Annotated in this window: 4 protein-coding genes; 2 read left to right on the top strand and 2 right to left on the bottom strand. The window is 54.4% G+C overall.

The genetic code is table 11. The features are described from left to right. Window positions 1-137 precede the first annotated feature (137 nt). The gene (locus DWY95_RS16535; protein ID WP_118554319.1) at window positions 138-3,332 is read left to right on the top strand and encodes a YodL domain-containing protein; all 3,195 of its coding nucleotides are present in this window, start codon (window positions 138-140) and stop codon (window positions 3,330-3,332) included. A 3-nt stretch (window positions 3,333-3,335) separates the two neighbouring features. After that, entirely contained in the window at window positions 3,336-3,536 is a 201-nt protein-coding gene (locus DWY95_RS16530) for a transposon-transfer assisting family protein (protein WP_117477615.1), read from the top strand. 116 nt (window positions 3,537-3,652) lie between these two features. On the opposite strand, the gene DWY95_RS16525 is transcribed toward DWY95_RS16530, so the two are convergent. Next, window positions 3,653-4,549, bottom strand: a complete 897-nt coding sequence (locus DWY95_RS16525) for a Bro-N domain-containing protein (RefSeq protein WP_005922866.1) — start codon at window positions 4,547-4,549, stop codon at window positions 3,653-3,655. A 111-nt stretch (window positions 4,550-4,660) separates the two neighbouring features. Beyond that, window positions 4,661-5,800: relaxase/mobilization nuclease domain-containing protein (locus DWY95_RS16520; RefSeq protein WP_118554318.1), on the bottom strand; the 1,140-nt coding region annotated here is incomplete at its 5' end.

The raw sequence follows: 5,800 nt of genomic DNA, 5'->3' as shown, positions 1-5,800 counted from the left end.
GGCAAGTACGTCAATTACCGGGTAGAGCGCAAAGAGTAAGGCAAAAATACGAGGGCCAGTTATGGTAAGGTGAAGCATTCATTTTGCCATAACCGGCTCTCTCTATCCGTAGGATAGCAAAAAAGGAGTGTGACCAAATGAGCGAATTATTTTCCATCCAGCTGCAAAATCGGCAGCAGCAAGGCAGGGATGGCATCTGGCTGGACATGCCCACTACAACCGAACAGGTACAAGCGGCCCTGCGGCAAATCGGCATTTCGTCCGATAATCCGCAGGGCCTTTTCATTTCCGGCTACTTTGCCGAGGAAGAAAAACGTTTTGCGATTCCCTACAACATGGTGCTGGCATCCAATGTGGACGCGCTGAACTTTCTGGCCGCACAGCTGGAAACGCTTTCTGCGGGGGAACGCGCAGAGCTGAACGCCGCTTTGCAAGCCCCGCAGAGTGAGCTTTTCAGCATCGGGAGAATCACCGACTTTCCCGAAAACGTAGACTACTATGTGTATCTGCCGGATGTGCACGGGCCTGCCCAGCTGGGCGACTACTATCTGAACCGTTCCGGCATGGTGGATATGCCGGAGGAATGGAAAGGCGGCATCGACACGGCACAGTTTGGCCGGTATGTGGCCCAGCAGGAGCAGGGCGTGTTTACCGAGTATGGCTACCTTGTCAAAAGCGGGGATGCGTGGCAGAAAGTCCACGAGGGCCAGCCCGTGCCGGAGGAATACCGGGTGCTGTCCTTTCCCGCGCCGGAAGTTCTGCGGGATGCGGCCAACATCCCGCCGCCTGTTCAGCCTGAAACGGAACCGCAGAAAGTTATCCCCATCATCCTGAACGGCAAAGACAGCGCGGAACGGATGAAAGAAATTACGGACCGGCTGGAAACAGGGATTCAAGAGCTGTTCGACAGCGACCGCTACAAAGCCTACCTCACCACGATGGCGAAATTCCACAATTACAGCTTCAACAACACCTTGCTGATCGCCATGCAGGGCGGCCAACTGGTGGCGGGCTTCAACAAGTGGAAAGACACGTTCCACCGCACCGTAAAGAAAGGCGAAAAAGGCATCAAAATCCTTGCTCCTGCGCCGTACAAGGTCAAGCAGAAGATGGAAAAGCTGGACGAACAGGGCAAGCCGATTCTGGACAAGGACGGCAAGCCGCTGACGGAAGAAAAAACGGTGCAGATTCCGGCCTTTAAGGTGGTTTCCGTGTTCGATGTCAGCCAGACCGAGGGCGAACCGCTGCCATCTATCGCAGTGAATGAACTGTCCGGCAGCGTGCAGGACTATCAAGATTTTTTCAAAGCGTTGGAGCAAGCTTCCCCGGTGCCCATCGGGTTTGAGGACATCGAGGGCGGGGCGCACGGTTATTTCCACCTGCTTGACAACCGCATTGCCATTCAAGAGGGCATGAGCCAGTTACAGACCATCAAGACGGCTATCCATGAAATTGCCCACGCCAAACTTCACGCCATCGACCCCACCGACCCGGAACAGACCAACCGCCCGGACAGCCGCACCCGCGAGGTGCAGGCCGAAAGCGTAGCTTATGCAGTCTGCCAGCACTACGGGCTGGACACATCCGAGTATTCCTTTGGTTATGTGGCCGGGTGGAGTTCGGGCCGGGAACTGGCCGAGTTGAAAGCCTCTCTGGAAATTATCCGCAATACGGCCCATGAACTGATCTCCGCACTGGACGAACATCTGGCAGAACTGCGCCAGCAGCGGGAAACAGAACTTTCCACTGCACAGGAGGCTGCATTTGCGCTGGACAACGGCAATACGCTGTTCATCCAGACCTGCGATTCCGGCTATGACTACACCCTGTATGGCCCGGATAATAAGGCTCTGGACGGCGGCCAACTGGACGCACCCGGTCTGACCCTGCCGGATGCCGGAGAGGAAGCTCTTGCTCTGCTGGGGCAGACAGTCAAGGTGTCGGAAGTTTTGTTGGGCGACAAGCTGGCAGCGTTCCAAGAGGCAGCAGAAAAAGCGAATGAAATTCCCGCACCCGTTAAAATTCCAGACCCCGCCGCAGAGCCCACGGTCACAATTCTGTGGAGTGAAAGTGACAAGCTGCAGGACGGCGAAACCATGCCACTGTCCGTGGCAAACCGCGTCTTTGAAGAACTGGACACCACCCAGCACACGGAACGGGAAAAGGACGGCTACACAGGTGGCTGGTACGACAAGACCGCATTCCGCATTGATTTTACCCTGAACGGCCAGCCAGACAACTACGAGGGGCGGCAGGATTTTGGTGACGGAGAGGGTTCTTTGGTTCAACACATCCAGAACTACCACGAATACTACGCCAAAGATGAAAACTGGAAGAATTTTGTTCTGCATAACAAAGGCCCGAAAGCATGGGAGCAGGACAAGGCAGAGCGGGAAATGGTGCTGACCGAGTTTATCCCGTACCTTAAACAGCATTGCAATCTTTCCGCTATGGAGCAGACGGCTACCGCCGCTTTGCGAGAGGGACAGAACATTTCGCCGGAACAGGCGGCCTATTACAACGCTGTTGTGGCCTATGTGCAGGACTGCCGCCCGCTGCTCAACCAAGGCCAGTATAACTTGCCGGAACCGCCCAAGCTGGCTGACTTTGACCAGAGCTTGCAGGATTACAAGGCACAGGTGCAGGCCGAGATCGCGCAGGAAGCGGCTGCTGCCGGAATGACCGTAGAGGAATACGCAGCGGCAGGCTTTGAAGCACCGCAGCAGGACAGCTTTTCCATCTACCAGCTGCGCAATGAAGATTCCACCCGCGATTACCGTTTTGAGCCCTACGACCGCCTGCAGGCTGCCGGTTTGACCGTGGACAAGGCCAACTATACGGAAGTATACGCCGCGCCGCTGACTGCTGGCACCACGTTGGAGGACATCTACCGCACATTCAATGTGGACTATCCGGCAGATTTCAAGGGACACTCGCTGTCTGTTTCGGATGTGGTGGTGCTGCACCAGAATGGGCAGGACACCGCCCACTACTGCGACAGTGTGGGCTTCCAGCAGGTGCCGGAGTTCTTGCGGGAAAATCCGCTGCGCACCGCAGAACTTTCCACCGAACAAAACGAAAATATGATTGATGGCGTGCTGAACAATGCGCCCTCTCTGGGCGAATTGGAGGCCAAAGCAAAGGCCGGAGAACAAATCTCTCTGACAGACCTTGCCGCCGCAGTCAAGGCCGAGGAAAAGGCACCAAAAGCCAAGAAGTCCCGCACAGCCAAGCCGAAAAAGCCGTCCATCCGGGCACAGCTGGATGCCGCAAAAAAGGAACAGAGCAAGCAAACGCTGCCACGGGAAAAGGCAAAGGAATTGGAGGTCTGACACATGAATTTTAGCGTGGAAGAAGAAAATTTGATCTGTATGTACCACACCTCTGACCGCCGCCGCACGATGGCACGGATGCTGGCCGCCCTGCCGGATATGGACACAGAAATGCGGCGGCTGGCGAATGGAACCATTGCAAAGTTGGAGCACATGACTGATGCGGACTTTGACGGACAGAGGTTCGATTTTGCGGGTGAGTGATACCGCCAGCTCGACAATGACACATTATTTTCAGCAAAAGTGATGTGTCGTTACCAACACAGAAATAGCCGGACACGGTGGCCTTGTGGCTGCTGTGTCCGGCTATTTTTCATGTATCAGTCTTTATCTTTTTTCTCGGTGGGATTTTCCGGCAGTTCGGCGGCATCTTCTACAATGTCGGTCACAAGCTGCTGGAAGTCAAACGCATTCTTTTCTGTAATAACGGGCTTGCCAGTTTCTGCTTCAAGAGCCTGCCGTGCAATACCGGCTACCTTGCCGCCGCGTTTAGCAACCTGCTTGTTTTCTTCAAAGGTCTGCGGCTTTGCAGTCTTGGAAATATCCGTGGTAGATGCTTCCGCCAGCATGGTCAGCACAAGTTCCAAATCGGTCATGTTGTCCCGGAGATTTTCTTTTGTCAGACCTTTCAGCCGCTTGTACTGCCCCGTGGTCATGCCGGACCATGCGCGGGAGATTTCATCGGTCAGGATGGCGTACTCCTTGCCCTTTTGCACTCCGCGCTTCTTCCATTCGTCCGTTAGTTCGTTGCGGATGCGGATTGCCAAAAGCCGCTGGTGAATCCATTCTTCGGAGTAGCCTTTCTTCAAATAGGTATCAAGCGCACGGTCAATAGCTTGCTCCGGGTCGATGGTTTCTTCGATGCGTTCCTTGCCCACCATTGCCAGCCATGCCTTGAACGGTTCAGCTTTCGGGGACGGGATGGACTGGATGATACGCAAAAGCTGTTCGGTGTTGGCGACATCTGTCTTGTACCGTTTTCCATCAGAGGACAACATTTTCAGTTGTACGATTTTTTCGTACAACTCATTTGCCCCCTCAGCTTTCAGCTTACGCTTAAGGTCGCTCCAATAACGCCGTGGATTGGCTGTTCCAGTTAAAACAGAAATAACATCAATAATCGAAAAATACCATTCTTCCTTTTCTGCATCCCATGCAGTACGGATTTTCTGATCTTCAAAAAGCTGGATAGAGCCGTTATCGTTCACTTCTGCCATAGAGGGTTCCTCGCTTTCGTTGTCTAAGTCTATTTTACATGATTTCGGGCGGAAACGCCACCCGGTCTAAGCGTTTGGGATTCAAAAATCCGAACAATATTTTGTGCAGATTTACCGTTCCTGCATCTGCTCCTTTCCCGGTGCTGTCCGCAGAATGCCGTCCACATTCTGCTTTATGATGCCATACTCCTGCATCTGGCGTTTGACTTCGGCGTATTGCTGTTGCAGTTGCTTTTTCTGCTCGGCCAATAGCTTATACTCGTCTTTCAGGGCGTAGAGGTCGGGCAGCTTTTGAAAGCCCTGCTCTTTCAGGGCCTTGGCCGCCGCTTCATAGAGAATCAGGGTGCCCTCGTGCTTGTGCCGGAACTGCTTTTTGTCAGCAGCCTGCTGATATTCCTGCACCAGTGGGCGCAGTTCCTTACAGGTGGTGACATCCTTTATCAGCACGGCCATTTCAGCAAGTCGGCGCTCTGCTGCTTTCAATGCGGCGGCAGCTTCGGTGCTGGCGGCGGTGATCTCGGCCACCCGGCTTTCCAAATCCGGGTAGCTTTCGATTTCATGCTCGGTCAGGAAGTTCAGCGTCCGGGCCGCCTGTTTCAGATTGTGGAGTTTTGCCCACTTCTCATACCCTGCGGACTGCTGGGCCTTGATGCTGTTTTCCAAATCAATCCGCAGAGAAATTTTGCGGTTTTCCTTGGGCTTTCGCTCCACGAACCGCCCTTTGATGCGTTCGATGATGGCTTCCTCGGTGTAGGCTTCGCCCAGCGTTTTGCAGCGGGTGAACCGTTCCTGTCCGGGCGCACGGAACGAAACATACTTGCCACGCTTGGCCTCGTAGCCCTGCTCCTGCAGGAGCCGCAGAAAATCGTCAAAATCCTTGGCCTGCGGGATGGCTGCATCTATGGCAGCTTTCAGCTTCGCCTTCCAGCTTGTACCCTTGCGGTGTGCGTCCCACTCGGCATAGCTCTTGCCTCTGTCTTGGCCGGGCATTACCACGGACAGGCCGTGTTCCTTGCAAAGTCGGTCACTGGTGCGCCGGATGTAAGCATAGCTCCGCCGGTTGGAAACATACTTCCGCTGGTTCACCATGTCCACAGCACAGAAAATGATGTGGTTGTGGACGTGCCCCTTGTCAATGTGCGTGGTCAGTACATAGGGATATTTTCCTTGCAGGACTTCATCTGCAAGCTGTCGACCAATCTCGTGGGCCTGCTCCGGCGTGGTTTCGCCCGGCGCAAAAGACTGTATCAA

This window comes from Faecalibacterium sp. AF28-13AC, assembly GCF_003478405.1.
In the GTDB taxonomy this organism is placed as follows: Bacteria; Bacillota; Clostridia; order Oscillospirales; family Ruminococcaceae; genus Faecalibacterium; species Faecalibacterium prausnitzii_E.
This window is presented reverse-complemented; position numbering and strand designations above follow the sequence as displayed.

Excerpts from the sequence above, each read along its gene's own strand:
- DWY95_RS16535 (WP_118554319.1), top strand. The coding sequence starts at position 138 with ATGAGCGAATTATTTTCCATCCAGCTGCAAAATCGGCAGCAGCAAGGC.
- DWY95_RS16530 (WP_117477615.1), top strand. The coding sequence starts at position 3,336 with ATGAATTTTAGCGTGGAAGAAGAAAATTTGATCTGTATGTACCACACC.
- DWY95_RS16525 (WP_005922866.1), bottom strand. The coding sequence starts at position 4,549 with ATGGCAGAAGTGAACGATAACGGCTCTATCCAGCTTTTTGAAGATCAG.